Here is a 16,506-nt window from a genome sequence, read left to right as displayed (position 1 = left end):
GCCGACGAACGGGGTCCACCCGCGCGCACCCCGGAAAGCATCGCGTCGGCGCCGTCAGGCGCGTGCCCCCCGGACGGCCTCGATCGCGACATCATCGTCCTCCGCGGAGTAGAAGTCGTCGACCATCCGGTGGAACAGGGTGGCGAGCTGCCGCAGCTCCTGTGGGGACCACGCCTTCAGGGCGACCTCCATACCCCGGCAGCTCGCCTCGCGGACGCGGTTGATCACCTCCTGGCCGGTCGGGGTGATCTGAATGCGCTGGGCACGGCGGTCGTCGGGGTCCGGGACGCGGGTCACGTAACCGGACTTCTGCAGTTGCTGCACCTGCCGGGTGACGTGCGACGCCTCCACGGCCAGCAGATTCGCCAGCTCCCCCAGACGCATCGGCTCGGAATCGGCGATCTGCCGCAGCAGCGCGACACCGGCACGGTCCAGCTGCACTCCGGCCAAGGCCATCAGACGGTCGTGCTGCCGGACCCGACCGGTCAGATAGGAGATGCGGTTGAGAGCGCCCTCGATCTCCGCGATGTCGGTCGAGGATGGGGCGTCTGTCTGCGGTGTGGTGGGCATGCGTCCAGTTTAGCATCTACTTGCCTGACTCAAGTAAATTAATCATTAGTTTGCTTGACTCAAGTAACTCCCACATGCTTGCCTAACTCAAGCAAGCCATTGGACCGGGGCCGCACAGAGCGGACGTGGCCCCAGCGCCGCACCCGTGGGGACGGGGAGCGACGCAGTCCTCGGGCCCGGCGGCCGGACACCCGCTGTCCGCCGCCGGGCTCGAGGACACCGGCCGACCACACCTCTCCCCTCTTCACCGGGGCCGACGTCGGCTCAGCGCCTGTGTCACTGCTCATCGGCCCTCCGTACGCCGATCACCGGCCTGGTGTCCACAGCGAAGTGCAGCTCCCCGCACGCCACTTGGCATCACGCGAACACACCGCACGGGACCACCCGAGACGGAAGACAGGACACACCGATGGGAACCTACACACGAGCAGGACTGGCCGGCGTGGGCGTCACGTTCGGCGTGCTGCTCCTCGCCGTCAGCGTCGCGCACGACGACGGGAACGACGGGAACGACAAGGCACCGGCCGCCGCCGCGTCGCTGAAGGGCCCGTACGTCGCACTCGGCGACTCCTACACCGCGGGACCGAAGATCCCCGACCGGACCGGCAAGCCCGCGGGCTGCGACCGCTCCGACCACAACTACCCCGCACTGATCGCCCGGGAGCTGGAGATCAAGTCGGCCGACTTCCGCGACGTGAGCTGCAGCGGCGCCACCATCGCGGACCTGTCGGCGCCGCAGACCACCGACAACGGCGTCAACCCGGCCCAGCTGTCGGCGCTGTCCGCCTCGACGCGGCTGGTCACCATCGGCATCGGCGGCAACGACATCGGCTTCGGCTCGCTGGTCGAGAACTGCGTCAAGCAGGGCGCCCTCTACGTCGCGACGGGCAGCGGCAAGTACACCGGGAACGACGCGCCGTGCCGGGCCACGTACGTCTCCGGCGACACCGACGAGGTGCGGCGGAGGATCCAGACGGCGGGAGAGCGTCTGGCCGACACACTCAGCAAGGTCGAGCAGCGAGCCCCGAAGGCACGGGTGTACGTCGTGGGATACCCGTCGATCCTGCCGGACAAGGGCGAGGGCTGCGACGACTACATGACCCTCGCACCCGACGACGCGACGTTCCTCAACGACAAGGAGCGGCAGCTCAACAGCGTGCTGCGGCAGCGGGCGGGGGCCGCCGGGGCCGGATACGTCGACACGTACACCCCCTCCGCGGGGCGCGACGCCTGCTCGGCGAGCGCGACCCGCTGGGTGGAACCCCTGCTCCCGGCGGCCCAGGCCGCCCCCGTCCACCCCAACGAGCGCGGTGAGCGCGGCATGGCCGACGCCGTCCTGCACACGCTCAAGGGCTCGTAGAGAACTCCCACCCGGACAAGAAAGAGGTACGCCATGGGCAGCACAGGTCTTGAAGGGCGCGGCGTCGTCGTCACCGGAGCCGGATCGGGCATCGGCCGGGCCGCCGCCCTGGAGTTCGCCGAGGAGGGCGCGAAGGTCCTGGTCGCCGATCTGAACAAGGACGCCGCCGAGCAGGTCGTCAAGACGATCGAGTACGCGGGAGGCGTCGCCCGCGCGGTCGTCGGCGACCTCAGCGATCCGCGGGTGGTGGACGAGGTCGTCACCACGGCCGTGGACACCTTCGGCGGCCTGGACGTGCTGGTGAACAACGCCGGGGTCATGGACCACATGTCGGCCCTCGGCGACACCGGCGACGACGAGCGGGAGCGCGTCCTACGCGTCAATCTGACCGCGCCCTTCCTGCTCACCCGTGCCGCGCTGCCGCACATGCTGGCGGCGGGCCGCGGCTCGATCGTGTTCACCGCGTCCGAGGCGAGCCTGCGGGGCAGCGCGGCCGGTGCCGCGTACACCGCTTCCAAGCACGGCATCGTGGGCCTGACGAAGTCCCTCGCCGTGATGTACCGGAGCCAGGGGATCCGTACCAACGCCATCGCGCCCGGCCCCACGGCGACCAACATCCAGGTCGACTCCCGGCCGAAGGCCCACGGCCCCGGCCTGATCGGCCCCTACATCGGCCTCTCCGGAAAGGTCGCCGAGGCCGAGGAGCCGGCCGCCGCCATCGTCTTCCTCGCCTCCGACGCCGCCAGCAACATCAACGGCGCCGTCCTGCCCGTCGACTTCGGCTGGGCAGCCGTCTGACCACCCGTCAAGAACAGCACTCCGTCACGAGAAACGAGCTATCCATGGCCACGATGAAGTCCGTACAGACCGGTGGCGTCGGCAAGATCGACGTCGTCGAGATCGAGCGCCCGGTGCCCGGCCCCAAGGACGCCCTGATGCGGATCCGCGCCTGCGGCATCTGCGGCACCGACACCCACTTCCTCCACCTGGGCGGCGCCCCCTTCGGTCCCGGCGGGTCGATGGTCGCGCTCCCCCTCGGCCACGAGCCGGCCGGTGAGATCGTCGAGGTGGGCGCCGAGGTCGCGGACCTGAAGGTGGGCGACCGCGTGGTCGTCAATCCGCAGGGCGCCCCCTCCGGCATCATCGGTTGCGGCGACAAATACGGCGGCATGAGCGAGTATCTGCTCATCGAGGACGCCGTCCTGGGCAAGAGCGTGGCGGTCTTCCCCGACACCGTTCCCTTCCACGTCGCCGCGCTCAACGAGCCCATGGCCGTCGCCCGGCACTGCGTCAACCGCTCCGAGGCCAAGCCGTCCGACAAGGTCGTGGTCTTCGGGGCCGGGCCCATCGGTCTGGGCGCCACCATCTGGCTGAAGCTGCGCGGGGTCGAGCACGTGGTCGTCGCCGACGTCATCCCCGAGCGGCTGGAGACGGCGCTGGCCGTCGGCGCGGACGCCGTCATCGACTCCGCCGCCGAAGACGTCACCGCCCGGCTGACCGAACTGCACGGCCGGGCCGCCAACGCGCTCGGCCAGCCCCGCGCCGGAACCGACATCTACATCGACGCCGCCGGTGCCCCCGCCGTCTTCGACGCCACCATCGCCGCCGCCAAGTGGGGCGCCAAGATGGTCACGGTCGCCGTACAGAAGAAGTCCGACGCGATCGACCTCGGCGGCATGCTGCGCAGCGAACTGACCCTCATCGCCTCCCAGGGCTACCCCACGGAGATCTTCGAGGTCACCCAGGAGATCGCCGAGCACCACGAGCGCTTCGCCAAGCTGATCAGCCACCGGGTCCCCTTCGCCGAGGCCGAGCACGCCTTCGAGCTCACGCTGACGCCGGGGGCGGCCGAGAAGGTGGTCGTCACCTTCGACGACGCGTCGTAGGCCGCCCGCGCCGTAGCCGTTCCACCCGGCCCGCCCCGCGCGCACCGCATGCCCGTGGGGCGGGCCCCGTCGTGCTCGGGGACCATACGCGCCGCCGCGTGTACTGCGTTCTCAGTAGTCCGGATTGTCGGCAGGCGCACGACGACAGGACACCCTCGCCCCCGGGATCCTGGGGACGTATCCGAGATCAGATGTGGAGACCCCTGCTCGTGGCTACTTTCCTCTATCGACTGGGCCAACTGGCCTTCCGGCGGCGCTGGTTCGTCGCCCTCCTGTGGGTGGCGGTGCTGTCCGCCGCCGGTTTCGGCGCGGCCACGGCGCCTGCCGCCCCCGACTCGAGCAACTCGATGCCCGGCATCGAGTCGCAGAAGGCGTTCGACCTGATGGAGCAGCGCTTCCCCGGGGCGAAGGCCGACGGGGCGAGCGCCCGCGTCGTCTTCGTCGCTCCCGACGGGCAGAAGGTCACCGCGTCCGAGAACCGGGCGGCCATCGAGAAGTTCGTGTCCGAGGCGGCCGACGGATCGCAGGTCGCCAGTGCGGTCAGCCCCTTCCGGGCGAAGGCGGTCAGCAAGGACGCCTCCACGGCGTACGCGACCGTCACCTACAAGGTGAACGCCGACGACCTCACCGACATCAGCAAGGACCACCTCAAGGACGCCATCAAGCAGGCCCAGGGTTCGGACCTGACCGTCGAGGTCGGCGGCACCGCGCTGGCGACCCAGCCCGCCGCGGGCGGGTCGGCGGAGGCGATCGGAATCGCCATCGCGGCCCTCGTGCTGCTGATCACCTTCGGTTCGCTGGCCGCCGCCGGGCTTCCGCTGCTGACCGCGATCATCGGCGTCGGCGTCAGCATGGCCTCGATCACGGCTCTGGCCAGTGCCCTGGGCCTGTCCTCGACCACCGGCACGCTCGCCACGATGCTCGGCCTCGCGTGCGGCATCGACTACGCCGTCTTCATCGTCTCCCGGTACCGCGAGGAGCGCGCCAAGGGTCACACACCGCAGGAGGCAGTCGGGCTCGCCGTCGGCACCGCGGGATCCGCGGTCGTCTTCGCCGGACTCACCGTCGTCATCGCGCTGGCCGGCCTCTCGGTCGTCGGCGTGCCGATGCTGACCAAGATGGGCCTGGCCGCCGCCGGAGCGGTCGCCATCGGCGTCGCCATCGCGCTGACACTGGTCCCTGCCGTGCTCGGCTTCTGGCCGAACGCCGTACTGTCCCGCTCCTCCCGCAAGCGCGGCCGGATCAAGGAAGCCGGCGAGAACAACGGGGGAACCCGCTGGGCCCGTTTCGTTCTGCGCCGCCCCCTCCCCGTACTCCTCGCCTCGGTCGTGGGCCTGGGTGTGCTCGCCATACCCGTGATGGACCTGCAGCTGGGCATGACCGGAGACGAGGCCAAGCCCACCTCCACCACCGAGCGCCGCGCCTACGACGACCTGGCCGAGGGCTTCGGCCCCGGCTTCAACGGCCCGCTGACCATCGTCGTGGACGCCGAGGGAGCCGAGGACGCGAAGGCCGCCGTGCAGACGATCGAGCAGAAGATCGACGCCACCGAGGGAGTCGTCTCCGTCTCGGCCGCCCGGTTCAACAGCTCGGGCGACACCGCGGTCTTCTCCGCGGTCCCGGCCGAGGCGCCCACCAGTGAGAAGACGAAGGACCTCGTCCACACCATCCGCGACGCGCGTCCCGCGACCGAGGCCTCCACCGGGGCGGAGTTCGAGGTCACCGGCACCACCGCGCTGAACATCGACGTCGCCCAGAAGATGCAGGACGCGCTGATCCCGTACCTCGTCGTCGTGGTGGGCCTGGCCATCCTGCTCCTGATGGTGGTCTTCCGCTCCGTCCTCGTACCGATCAAGGCAGCCTTCGGCTTCCTCCTCTCGGTGCTCGCGGCCCTCGGCTCCGTCGTCGCGGTCTTCCAGTGGGGCTGGGGCGCCGATCTCCTCGGCGTCGAGACGACCGGGCCGATCATGAGCATGATGCCGATCTTCCTGGTGGGCATCGTCTTCGGCCTCGCGATGGACTACGAGGTGTTCCTCGTCGCCCGCATGCGGGAGGCGTACGTCCACGGGGACCGGCCGGGGCAGGCGATCGTCTCCGGGTTCCGCTACAGCGCCCGCGTCGTGGTGGCCGCCGCGCTGATCATGATGGCGGTGTTCTCCGGCTTCATCGGCGCCGGCGAATCCATGATCAAGATGATCGGCTTCGGGCTCGCCATCGCCGTACTCTTCGACGCCTTCGTCGTCCGCATGGCGCTCGTGCCCGCGGTGCTCGCCCTGCTCGGCAAGGCGGCGTGGTGGATGCCACGGTGGCTGGACAAGCTGCTGCCCAAGGTCGACGTGGAGGGCGAGGGGCTCAGTCACCAGTCCTCCACCGTCCCGGCGCGGGACGACGCGGCCGAACTGGAATCGGCTCGCGTCTGACCACTCCCCCGCCCGCGCCGAGGGCCGCCCGTGGCAGCACGGGCGGCCCTCACCGGCCCATTCCGCACCAACGCGCCCACGATGGACGCAGCTCACCCGACCGGGAGACCCGATGATCACCAGCTTGAAGCGATACGTGGAGGACCATCCGCGCTTCGTCGACGTGATGGTCATCGTGCAGGTGTTCCTCGTCACCGCCCTCGGCAGTGCGACGAGCCTGAGGGCACCGTCCGGCGACCAGATCCCCTGGTGGCCGGGCGCGATTCTGGGCGGCGTCGGCTGCGTGGCCCTGTGGTGGCGTAGTAGCCACCCGCGCACCGTCGTGGCCGTGACGGCCGTCTGCGCCAACACCGCCAGCGCCTTGGGCTATCTGATCACCCCCCTGCTGCTCGCGCCGCTCATGCTCGCGCTCTACACGCTCGCCAAGTGCACCGACCGCAGGACGGCACGAATCGCCCTCTTCGGCGCCGTCGTCCTGCTGGTGACCACGGCGATGACCAGCGACCACTACGGCCACCCCTGGGCCCTCAAGACGATCGGCCCCGCCTTCTGGGTGGTGACACCGGTCGCCATGGGCACCGCGACCCGGCTCCGGGGCGCCTACCTGGAGGCCGCGCACGCCCGCGCCGAGTACGCCGAGCGCACCCGTGAGGAAGAGGCACGGCACCGGGTCGCCGAGGAGCGCATGCGCATCGCCCGCGAACTGCACGACGTCGTCGCCCACCACATGGCGCTGGCCAACGCCCTCGCGGGCACCGCCGCACATCTCACGCGCACCCATCCCGACCAGGTCCAGCGGATCCTCGACGACCTGGCCGGCACCACGTCCTCGGCACTGCGCGAACTCAAGGCCACCGTCGGCCTGCTGCGCCAGGCGAACGACCTCGACGCGCCCCTGGAACCGGCGCCCGGTCTCGGGCAGCTCACCGATCTCACCACCGCGTTCGCGGCCGCCGGGCTCACGGTCACCGTCTCCACCGATGGGCAGGAGCAGCCGCTGTCACCGGGCGTGGACCTGACGGCGTACCGGATCGTGCAGGAGGCGCTCACCAACGTCGCCAAGCACGCCGCCGCGAAGACGGCGCACGTCAAGCTGGCCTACACCCACGACCACATGACCATCACGGTCAGCGACGACGGCGACGCCCCGGCCCCCGCCGCCCCTTCTCCGAGCGGCGGCTTCGGTCTCATGGGCATGCGGGAGCGCGCCCAGTCGGTCGGCGGCCGGCTTCAGGCGGGGCACCGCCCCGAGGGCGGCTTCACCGTCACCACCGAACTGCCGATCCGCACGTAGAACCGAGCATCCCTGGCCCTCGGCCGAGGATCCCTCAGTCCTCCCCAGCCCCCGACCTCGGAAGAAGACCGCCCCAGATGACCATCCGCGTACTGCTCGCCGACGACCAGGCCCTGCTGCGGGCCACCTTCCGGATCCTGATCGACTCCTGCGACGATCTGGAGGTGGTCGCCGAGGCCACCGACGGCAAGGAAGCGGTCGAACTCGCGCGCGTGCACCACCCCGACGTCGTTCTCATGGACATCCGTATGCCCGGCACGGACGGTCTCACCGCCACCGCCGCCATCTGTGCCGACCCGGACCTGTCGACCACGCGGGTCCTCATCCTGACCACGTTCGAGATCGACGAGTACGTCGCGCAGGCCGTGCGCGCCGGTGCGAGCGGCTTTCTCGGCAAGGACGTGGGCGCCGACGCCCTCCTGGACGGCCTCCGCACCGTGGCCTCCGGCGACGCCCTGCTCTCCCCTGTCGCCACCCGCGCCCTCATCGCCCGCTTCCTCACCGCTCCGGCCCCCGCCGATCCGCTGGCGCTCCCCGAGTCCCTCGACGCGCTCACCGCCCGCGAACGAGAGGTGATGGCCCTGGCCGCGGAGGGCCTGTCCAACACCGAGATCGCCGAGCAGCTCGTCGTCAGCCCCTTGACCGTACGCACCCACATCCACCGCGCCATGACGAAGCTCAACGCCCGCGACCGCGCCCAACTGGTCGTGATCGCCTATCAGTCAGGGCTCGTACGCCCCACACCGCCGCCCGCGCCGCGCTGACCGCTCCCGATGGTGCTCGCGAGGTGCGGTGCCCGGTCGTCGACGAACTCGACGAGGGCCAGGGCGGCGGCACGCCCAGCACGAACCAGAGGGCGACGGCGCCGATGGGGTGATCCGGCTTCTACGCCGGATGGCCCAGCGCCATGAGCACCATCACCCGGCTCAAGGACATCGTCGAAGGCAACGCCTCGGCCTGACCCCCTCTTCACGGAACGGCACCATGGAACTCCTCAAGAAGCAGCCCACCGTCAAGGCTCCGGCCGACTGGTTCACCGGCGATGTCTGGTTCGACGTGATCTACGCGGGTCAGGAGCCGTCCCGGATGCGTGCCAACCTGGTGCGGTTCGCGCCCTGCGCCCGCACCGACTGGCACTCCCACGCGCTGGGCCAGGCCCTGCACATCGTCTCCGGCGTCGCCCTGATCGGCACGCGTGACGGCACCGTGTTCGAGGCCCACCCGGGCGACACCGTCCACACCCCGCCCGGCGAGGAGCACTGGCACGGCGCCGCTCCCGAGCACTTCATGGAGCACCTGGCCCTGTGGGAGGGCGCCGGTGACGGAAGCCCGGAAACGACCTGGCTGGAGAAGGTCGACGACGCGACCTACAACGCGCCGCGCAACAGCACCCGCTGAACCACCTCAAGGAGAGCGGGACCGTGCGAGCGAAAGTCATGTACGGGGCCGACGTGTTCTGCACCGGCCATCCTGCGCGGTCACCGCGGGCATCAACGAACGTACGACTGTCACGGTCGTCGGCGACGGCGCGGTCGGCCTCTCGGCGGTGCTCGCCGCCAGGCGGCTGGGCGCCGAGAGGTGCGACCCGGGCACTGCCGCACTGGCCGGCCTTTTGCCGTCTGCTGATGTCTGATGCTGCCGTGGGAGCCGTCGTCGGTTGCATGACGGCGGCTCCCACGCTGCTATCGGGCGACGTAGCCGCCGTCGACGGGGAGGGCGACACCTACGACGAAACCGGCTCCCGGGCTGCACAGCCACAGGACCGTCTGGGCGATCTCCTCGGCCGTACCGAGGCGATTGATGGGCTGGTTGGCCTCGGCCTCGGCTCGATCCAGCTCCCCTTTGGCGATCATGTCGCTGACCATCGGGGTGTCGATGGTGCCGGGGCAGACGGCGTTGATGCGGATGCCGCGCGGGGCGTACTCCAGGGCCGCGCTGGTGGTCAGGCCGATCACGCCGTGCTTGGAGGCGTGGTAGGAGGCGCGGCCGGGGAGGCCGACCAGGCCGCCGAGGGAGGAGCAGTTGACGATGGCGCCGCTGCCCTGGGCGCGCATGTGCCGCAGCTCGTGCTTCATGCAGGCCCACACGCCGCGGAGGTTGATCGCGTTGACCCGGTCGAACCTCTCGGCAGGTTCGTCGGCGGCGTCGCTGGGCGGGATCTGGATGCCGGCGTTGTTGTAGGCCATGTCCAGGCGACCGAACGTCTCGACGGTCCGGTCGACCGCGGCAGCCACCTGGTCCTCGTCGCTGACGTCGCAGGTGAGGGCGAGTGCTCGGTGGCCGGAGTCGGTGAGTTCCTTGACGGCCGCGTCCAGGGCGGCTTCGTCGATGTCGGTCAGGGCGACAGCGGCCCCGGATGCGGCGAAGGCGCGGGCGGTCGCCAGGCCCATGCCGGATCCGGCGCCGGTGACGAGGGCGACCTGGCCGGTGAAGTCGTAGGTGGGGTTCACGTGCGTTTCTCCCGTTGAGAGTGCGCCGGGTCAGGAAGCTGCTTCGATGGTGACCTCGGTGGCGGTGGCGAGGCGTTCGGTGTCACCGTGCACGCTGCCGAGGATGATCAGGCCGGCGTCGCTGGAGCCGCTGCCTCGGCAGAAGAGGGCCAGGTTGCCCCAGGGCGCGTAGTACGCCAGGTCACCGGGCTTGGCTTCGGCGGCGTCCGGGGCGCCGGAGGTGGACAGCCGACGGGGTAGGTCGGCGATCTTCTCGGTCCCGTGGAAGTCGCTCAGGTTCAGCGTGAGCGGGAGGAGGGCGGCGAAGTCGCGGGCCGTGGCGCTGTCGTTCAAGGTGGCGTCGACCCGGTGGCCGTCGATGGTGAGCCGGATGTGCATAACGGTGCCCTTGTCATCGGACGGTGAGGCTGGTGCCGTGGCGGTCGGCGTTCGCTGTGCCGCGAAGGGCGAGGAAGACGGGGACGGGGGCGCCTCGTCGGTACAGGCGGTCACTGCAAGCAGCAAGGCGGTCGGGACGGCGCGGGCAAGGCTGGAACGGGTGGTCGGGCTCACGGCATCCTCCGGGGCGTCAGTAGGGCAGGGGCTCGGCGTAGTGGCGGAAGCCGTCGCGCTTGAGGTGGATGTCGTACAGGCGGTGGGCCAGCGCCTCAGGGCTGCTCTGCTCAGCGTCGGGGCGGATGGCTCCCGGGATGATCAACTGGGCGGCGTGGATGTTCTCCGGAGCGAGGGCGTCGTGCAGCATGCGGGCGTAGGCGCTCTCGGCGGCGAAGGCGACCGAGGTGCCGGCGACCTTCGGGTTGGGGCGTACGGCGCTGCCGCCGTTGACGAACAGCAGGGTGCCGCGGCCGAGTTGGCGCATGCCGGGCAGGACGGCGTTCACCGCGGCGACTGGGCCCTTGACGGAGAAGGCGAGGAGCGCGTCGAGGTCGTCGGCGGTCGTCTCCAGGACCGGCTTCATGAAGTCGGCGCGGGGTACGGGGCTGTACTGCAGGATCTCGATGGGCCCCAGGGCGGCTGCCGCCGCGTACAGGGCCGCGTGCAGTGACGCGAGGTCGAGTACGTCGGCGGTGAAGCCCCGCGCCCGGATGCCGTCGCGGGCCAGCTCGGCGGTCAGCCCGTCCAGCTTCTCGGCGCTGCGGGAGATGAGGGCGACGGTGTGTCCGGCGGTTCCGAAGCGGCGGGCGGTGGCGAGCCCCCAGGCCGGGGCCGGCGCCGACGAGGGCGAAGGTCGTCATGGTGAGTCCTTGTGGGTGGAGGGGCTTCGCTCAGGGTTGGGGAGGACCTTGCCTGCACGGCGCTCGGGATGGCCGTGTCTGCTGCTCTACGTCGAGCCTCACATGCCAAGGCAGGAGCGAAAAGCGGAGAAGGACATCCGGGGAGGGAGACATCCTGGGTGGAAACTCTCCCTCCTTCCACTGATGCGTTCGGTGTCATGCTGGGCGGCATGACCGGCAATGTTCCCCTCAACGAGCTGGGAGAATTCCTCAAGAAGCGCCGCGCCGAGCTGAGCCCGCGCACCGTCGGCCTGCCCGACAACGGTGGCCCCCGCCGGGTCGCCGGGCTGCGCCGCGAAGAGGTCGCCCAGCTCGCCAGCATCAGCACCGACTACTACACGCGTCTCGAACAGGGCCGTATGCAGGCGTCCGCACCCGTGCTGGACACGCTCGCCCGGGTGCTCCATCTCGATGACGACGAACGCGGCTATCTCTTCCAGCTCGCCGGCAAGACCACCACCCGCGCCCGCAGCCGGGGGCGGCAGAAGGTCCAGCCGCAGTTGCAGCGCGTGCTGGACGATCTCACCGCCACCCCGGCCATCGTGCAGGGCCGGCGCGGGGACATCCTGGCCTGGAACGCGCTGGCGGCAGCGCTGGTCACCGACTTCTCCCGGATCCCGGAGAAGCACCGCAACTACCCGCGGATCAGCTTCACGGATCCGGCCATGCGCACCCTGTACGCCGACTGGGAGACCTCGGCGCGGCTCGCCGTGGCACAGCTGCGGATGGAAGCCGCGAAGTATCCCGAGGACCCCCGCCTCATGGAGCTGGTCGGTGAACTGTCCCTGCGCGACAAGCAGTTCGCCCAGTGGTGGGGCGACCACCGTGTCGCGGCCCGCACGGTGGGCACGAAGACCCTCAACCACCCGGTGGTCGGCGAACTCGTCCTGGACTGGGACACCCTGACCGCCAACACCGACCCCGACCAGCACCTCACCGTCTGGACGGCCGCACCCGGCTCCCCCACCCACGAGCGGCTGCGCATCCTCGCCTCATGGGCCGCCGACCAGAACCTGACGGCCTCTCCTCCTCTCGCCTGACCACGGGAACCACGCCTGCCGAGCGGCAGACGGACGGCGCGATGTGCCCTGCCAGGGCACGAAGCCGTCGTGATCGGCTCTCTGCCGCAATCCCGGCAGAAGGCCGGCGCGCACCTTTCCCGCCTCAAGGACAGCAACGCCATGAACGACAGACACCCCGCCCAGCCGCCATCGGCCTGTCCCACTCCCACCCGCCGAGCCGTCCTCCTGGGCGCGGGGGCCGCACTCGTCGTCGGCCTGGGCGGGGCGGCGGTCAGCGCCGGCGCGCTCCAGGGGCAGCGTGCGGCGCTCCGGAACGGAACTGTCGACCACTCCTCCGCCCAGTGGATCGCCGCGTCGGCCGCCAACTACCGGTACGCCGACCGGCCCGACGACTACACCGTCGACCGCATCGTCATCCACGTCACCCAGTCCCGCTTCACCGCCGCCGCCCGGGCCTTCCAGGACCCGGGGCACCGTGCCGCTGCCCACTACCTGGTTCGCGCCTCCGACGGACACGTTGCACAGCTGGTCCGGGAGGCGGACGTGGCGTACCACGCGGGCAACCGGGAGTGGAACGAACGCAGCATCGGCATCGAGCACGAGGGCTTCGTCGACGCACCGGACCGCTGGTTCACCCATTTCGCCTACCAAGCCTCCGCCGAGTTGGCGGCCGACATCAGCGCCCGCTACGACATCCCCGTCGACCGCGAGCACATCGTCGGCCACCACGAGGTCCCCGGTGCCACGCACACCGACCCGGGCCCGTACTGGGACTGGGACCGCTACCTGCGCCTGGTACGCGCCGCCAGGTAACAGGCGCCCGTTACACACGAGTTGAACGATGAGTGCGGGTTGCCTGCCCGTAGCAGTCAGCCAGGCGCCGGCGGGCAGGGGCGTCACATACCTCGTCCGCCGATGCCGCCGTCGGGTGCGATCTCGTCGATGCGGGCGAGGTCGTCGGCGGTCAGCTTGAGGTCGGCGGCCGCGACGTTCTGCGCGACGCGCTCGGGGTTGCGCGAGCCGGGGATCGGGACGATGTAGTCCTTCTTCGCCAGCAGCCAGACCAGGGCGAGCTGGGACAGGCTGACGCCCTTGCTCTCCGCGAGCTTGGTCAGCTCACTGACGATGGAGAGGTTCTGGTCGAAGTTCTCCGGAGCCCACCAGGGAATCATCTGGCGGAAGTCGCTCGCGTCGTAGTGCTCACGGGACTTGACCGCGCCACTGAGGAAACCGCGGGCGAGCGGGGAGTAGGCGACCAGGCCGATGCCGAGCTCCTCCAGTACGGGGAAGAACTGCTCGGAGTCGTGGGCGAAGATCGAGTACTCGTGCTGCAGGACCGAGATCGGGTGCACCGCGTGGGCGCGACGGATGGCGTCGCTGTCGGTGTTGGACAAACCGAGGTACTTGACCTTGCCCGCGTCGACGAACTCCTTCATCACACCGACCACGTCCTCGATCGGGACGCTCGGGTCGGGGCCGTGCTGGTAGAGCACGTCGATCACGTCGACGTTCAGGTTGCGGAGGCTGTTCTCGACGACCTCCCGGATGTGCTCCGGCTTCGAGTTCGGAGCGAAGGTCGGGGTGAGGCCGAACTTGGTCGCGATCGTCACCTCGTCGCGGATCGGGGCCAGAGCGTTGCCAAGCAGCTTCTCGCCCTCTCCCCAGCCGTACATCTCCGCGGTGTCGAAGTGGGTCACGCCGAGCTCGTGAGCGCGGCGGATCGCGGCGATCGACCCGGTGTCGTCCGAGGGGCCGTAGCCGACTGCGGTGCCCATCGCGCCGTAGCCGATCTCGGAGACGGTCAGGCCCTGACGGCCCAGATTGCGCTGCTGCATGATCTACTCCTGCATGTCAAACCAAACTGTTCGGTTCGAACATACAGCTATCAGTCGCCGCTGCCAAACCGAACGGTTCGGTTGGTTAAACTGGGCGCCATGGCCTCCCGTAGCAGCGTCACCGACGCCACCAGTGACCGCATCATTTCCGCGGCCACCGCCGAATTCGCCCGCCACGGCATCGCGGGAGCGCGGGTCGAGCGGATCGCCAAGGCAGCGCGTACCAGCAAAGAACGCGTCTATGCGTACTTCCGCAGCAAGGAGGCGCTCTACCGGTTCGTCGTCGGCCGGGAGCTCGCGGCCATGGCCGAAGCCGTTCCCCTGGATCCCGCCGACCTTCCGGGCTACGCCGGCCGCATGCATGACCACGCCATCCGCCACCCCGAACGCCACCGGCTGATGATGTGGGGCCAACTGGAACTTCCGGCCGGGGAGACTCCCCCCGATGACCCGTTCCAGGAGTCCCTGCGCCGCAAGATCGAGCAGCTGCGCAAAGCACAGGACGCCGGCCACCTCGATCCCGCATGGGAGCCCGAGGACATCCTGGTGTTCGTCAGTCAGCTGGCTCTGTCGTGGGCCGGCCAGACCGACCTCGCCCCCCTCGGCGAGAAACGCGACGCCTTCCTGGCGACCCGCCGGGCAGCCATCGTCGCCGCCGTCCAGCGCCTCTTCCCTGCGACGGCATGAACCAGCAGGAGCGACCCGACGGTGCTGGGCCACGGATTCGCCGGCCAGGGTGTCCTCTTCGTCAGCCAGGGTGACGCCCTCGCCGTGCCGCAACCCGGCCGATGCTGCCGCCCGTTCCCCGCAGCTCGTTCGAGGCCCCTTCGCAGCATAGTGGCGCCGCGTCCGTCCCCACCGGTGTCACCCGCGGGGACGGGGACGCGTACGTGCCGGGCCGCGCCGGCTGCTACGAGGAAACAGCCCGTGTCCCGACGGGCCCGTCAGCCCGGGCGCCCTGCTCGGCGAGGCCGCGCAGCTCGTCGGCAGCGAGCGCGTACCCCGTTTCCGGGTGGGCGGAGGAACGGGCGAAGACCATCCCGTACACCTGCCCGTCAGTGGTCAGCACCGGTTCGCCCGAGTTGCCGGGGCGGGCGGTGGCGCGGAACTGGTGGACGTCCCGTGTGACAGTGGACTCGTCGTAGAAGCTTCCCGTTCCGCTCACGCCTTCAAAGGAAGGTCACAGAAAATCGCACACCTCATGAATGTCTGAAGCAGCGCCGGAAACGCGGTGGATCGGGCCGCTGACCCGAGCCAAGGGCAGGCCGGTCCTCCGGTTGGCGTGGGCGATGATCTCGGCGGTGATGGAGATGGCCGTCTCCTCGGGGGTGCGGGCACCGAGGTCGAGGCCGATCGGGGAGCGCAGCTGGGCCAACTGCCCGTCCGTGACCCCTACTTCACGCAGACGGCGCAGACGTTCGTCGTGGGTGCGGCGGGAGCCCATCGCGCCGACGTAGCCGACGGGCAGTTCGAGGGCGAGCTGGAGCAGGGGGATGTCGAACTTGGCGTCGTGGGTCAGGACGCAGACGGCGGTCCGGGCGTCCACGGTCGTCTGTGCCAGATAGCGGTGGGGCCAGTCGACGACCACCTCGTCGGCGTACGGGAAACGGGCTTCGGTGGCGAAGACGGGGCGGGCGTCGCACACGGTGACGTGGTAGCCGAGGAAGCGGCCGGCCTGGGCGAGGGCGGCGGCGAAGTCGATGGCGCCGAAGATGAGCATGCGGGGACGGGTGGTGGCCGCGTGGACGAGGACAGTGAGCTGCTCGGGGCAGGTGTCGGCGTCTCCGCCGAGAGAGACAAGTCCGGTGCTTCCGCTGCGGAGTTGGGCGGTGGCGCGGTCTCCCACGGCCCGGCCGGTCGGCCCGTCGCCGAGCGCGCGGTCGGCGATCCAGCTGTCGCCGAGGACGCTCAAAGTGGCGCCGAGCAATCCCCCGGGCCCGTCCACGACCTGGGCGACTGCGGCGGGCCGTCCCTCGACCGCCTCGGCAAGCGCCGCGCCGAGATGCGGCTGGGCGGCCGGGTCGACACGCTGCACAAGTACGTCGAGTTCCCCGCCGCAGGTCAGGCCCACGGCGAAAGCGTCGTCGTCGGAGTAGCCAAACCACGCGCGCTGGGGGATGCCTCGGTCCCGCAGCACCTGCCGACACAGCTCGTATACCGCCCCCTCGACACAGCCACCGGAGATGCTGCCGATGGCGTTGCCATCCTCGTCCACCGCCACCGACGTACCGATGGGCAAGGGTGCGCTGCCGGTGACGTCGACGACGGTGGCGAGCGCGAAGGGGCGTTCCTCGCGGCACCAGCGGTGCAGTGTGTCCGCGATGTTCAGCATGAGGGTCTCCAGAACAGACGGTCGCTGTCGCAGAAGGTGGGTCGGGTCGCCGCCGCGTCCACG

Annotated in this window: 16 protein-coding genes and 2 pseudogenes; 11 read left to right on the top strand and 7 right to left on the bottom strand. The window is 70.3% G+C overall.

The genetic code is table 11. The features are described from left to right. Positions 1 to 54 precede the first annotated feature (54 nt). Positions 55 to 570, bottom strand: a complete 516-nt coding sequence (locus tag AB5J53_RS35865) for a MarR family winged helix-turn-helix transcriptional regulator (protein ID WP_369249747.1) — start codon at positions 568 to 570, stop codon at positions 55 to 57. A 409-nt stretch (positions 571 to 979) separates the two neighbouring features. Between AB5J53_RS35865 and AB5J53_RS35860 the strand changes: the two genes are divergently transcribed. The 8 genes and pseudogenes from AB5J53_RS35860 to AB5J53_RS35825 form a co-directional block, all read left to right on the top strand. Continuing rightward, positions 980 to 1,930 (top strand): SGNH/GDSL hydrolase family protein, encoded by a 951-nt coding sequence (locus tag AB5J53_RS35860; protein ID WP_369249746.1) that lies wholly within the window; start codon positions 980 to 982, stop codon positions 1,928 to 1,930. 33 nt (positions 1,931 to 1,963) lie between these two features. Then, on the top strand, positions 1,964 to 2,728 hold the full coding sequence (locus AB5J53_RS35855; RefSeq protein ID WP_369249745.1) for an SDR family NAD(P)-dependent oxidoreductase: 765 nt from the start codon (positions 1,964 to 1,966) through the stop codon (positions 2,726 to 2,728). A gap of 44 nt (positions 2,729 to 2,772) precedes the next feature. Then, positions 2,773 to 3,816, top strand: coding sequence for a zinc-binding dehydrogenase (locus AB5J53_RS35850; RefSeq protein ID WP_369249744.1), 1,044 nt, complete (start codon positions 2,773 to 2,775; stop codon positions 3,814 to 3,816). Positions 3,817 to 4,025: 209 nt separating this feature from the next. Next, positions 4,026 to 6,236 (top strand): MMPL family transporter, encoded by a 2,211-nt coding sequence (locus AB5J53_RS35845; protein ID WP_369249743.1) that lies wholly within the window; start codon positions 4,026 to 4,028, stop codon positions 6,234 to 6,236. A 112-nt stretch (positions 6,237 to 6,348) separates the two neighbouring features. Then, entirely contained in the window at positions 6,349 to 7,530 is a 1,182-nt protein-coding gene (locus AB5J53_RS35840) for a sensor histidine kinase (protein ID WP_369249742.1), read from the top strand. 77 nt (positions 7,531 to 7,607) lie between these two features. After that, a complete protein-coding gene (locus tag AB5J53_RS35835) occupies positions 7,608 to 8,294 on the top strand; it encodes a response regulator (protein WP_369249741.1) in 687 nt (228 codons plus the stop codon). Between the two features lie 220 nt (positions 8,295 to 8,514). Next, positions 8,515 to 8,928 (top strand): cupin domain-containing protein, encoded by a 414-nt coding sequence (locus AB5J53_RS35830; protein WP_369249740.1) that lies wholly within the window; start codon positions 8,515 to 8,517, stop codon positions 8,926 to 8,928. Between the two features lie 35 nt (positions 8,929 to 8,963). Further along, positions 8,964 to 9,109, top strand: a pseudogene (locus AB5J53_RS35825) (IMP dehydrogenase); the annotation flags it as partial. 103 nt (positions 9,110 to 9,212) lie between these two features. On the opposite strand, the gene AB5J53_RS35820 reads toward AB5J53_RS35825, so the two are convergent. From AB5J53_RS35820 to AB5J53_RS35810, 3 genes and pseudogenes are all read right to left on the bottom strand, one after another. Then, positions 9,213 to 9,980 (bottom strand): glucose 1-dehydrogenase, encoded by a 768-nt coding sequence (locus AB5J53_RS35820; RefSeq protein WP_369249739.1) that lies wholly within the window; start codon positions 9,978 to 9,980, stop codon positions 9,213 to 9,215. Between the two features lie 30 nt (positions 9,981 to 10,010). Continuing rightward, positions 10,011 to 10,358, bottom strand: coding sequence for a cyclophilin-like fold protein (locus tag AB5J53_RS35815; RefSeq protein WP_369249738.1), 348 nt, complete (start codon positions 10,356 to 10,358; stop codon positions 10,011 to 10,013). A 190-nt stretch (positions 10,359 to 10,548) separates the two neighbouring features. After that, positions 10,549 to 11,215, bottom strand: a pseudogene (locus AB5J53_RS35810) (SDR family NAD(P)-dependent oxidoreductase). Positions 11,216 to 11,412: 197 nt separating this feature from the next. Between AB5J53_RS35810 and AB5J53_RS35805 the strand changes: the two are divergent. Next, positions 11,413 to 12,294, top strand: coding sequence for a helix-turn-helix domain-containing protein (locus AB5J53_RS35805; protein ID WP_369252660.1), 882 nt, complete (start codon positions 11,413 to 11,415; stop codon positions 12,292 to 12,294). A gap of 141 nt (positions 12,295 to 12,435) precedes the next feature. Continuing rightward, positions 12,436 to 13,089 (top strand): N-acetylmuramoyl-L-alanine amidase, encoded by a 654-nt coding sequence (locus tag AB5J53_RS35800; RefSeq protein ID WP_369249737.1) that lies wholly within the window; start codon positions 12,436 to 12,438, stop codon positions 13,087 to 13,089. Positions 13,090 to 13,172: 83 nt separating this feature from the next. On the opposite strand, the gene AB5J53_RS35795 is transcribed toward AB5J53_RS35800, so the two are convergent. Continuing rightward, positions 13,173 to 14,111: an aldo/keto reductase gene (locus AB5J53_RS35795; protein WP_369249736.1), complete on the bottom strand. Its 939-nt coding sequence runs from the start codon at positions 14,109 to 14,111 to the stop codon at positions 13,173 to 13,175. A 99-nt stretch (positions 14,112 to 14,210) separates the two neighbouring features. Between AB5J53_RS35795 and AB5J53_RS35790 the strand changes: the two genes are divergently transcribed. Then, complete coding sequence (locus AB5J53_RS35790) at positions 14,211 to 14,798, top strand: TetR family transcriptional regulator (RefSeq protein WP_369249735.1); 588 nt, start codon at positions 14,211 to 14,213, stop codon at positions 14,796 to 14,798. A gap of 223 nt (positions 14,799 to 15,021) precedes the next feature. Here the strand turns inward: AB5J53_RS35790 and AB5J53_RS35785 are convergent, their stop codons facing one another. Further along, positions 15,022 to 15,276 (bottom strand): hypothetical protein, encoded by a 255-nt coding sequence (locus tag AB5J53_RS35785; RefSeq protein ID WP_369249734.1) that lies wholly within the window; start codon positions 15,274 to 15,276, stop codon positions 15,022 to 15,024. Between the two features lie 15 nt (positions 15,277 to 15,291). Then, entirely contained in the window at positions 15,292 to 16,443 is a 1,152-nt protein-coding gene (locus tag AB5J53_RS35780; RefSeq protein WP_369249733.1) for an XdhC family protein, read from the bottom strand. Positions 16,444 to 16,506 lie beyond the last annotated feature (63 nt).

This window comes from Streptomyces sp. R41, from assembly GCF_041053055.1.
Lineage (GTDB): Bacteria > Actinomycetota > Actinomycetes > Streptomycetales > Streptomycetaceae > Streptomyces.
This window is presented reverse-complemented; position numbering and strand designations above follow the sequence as displayed.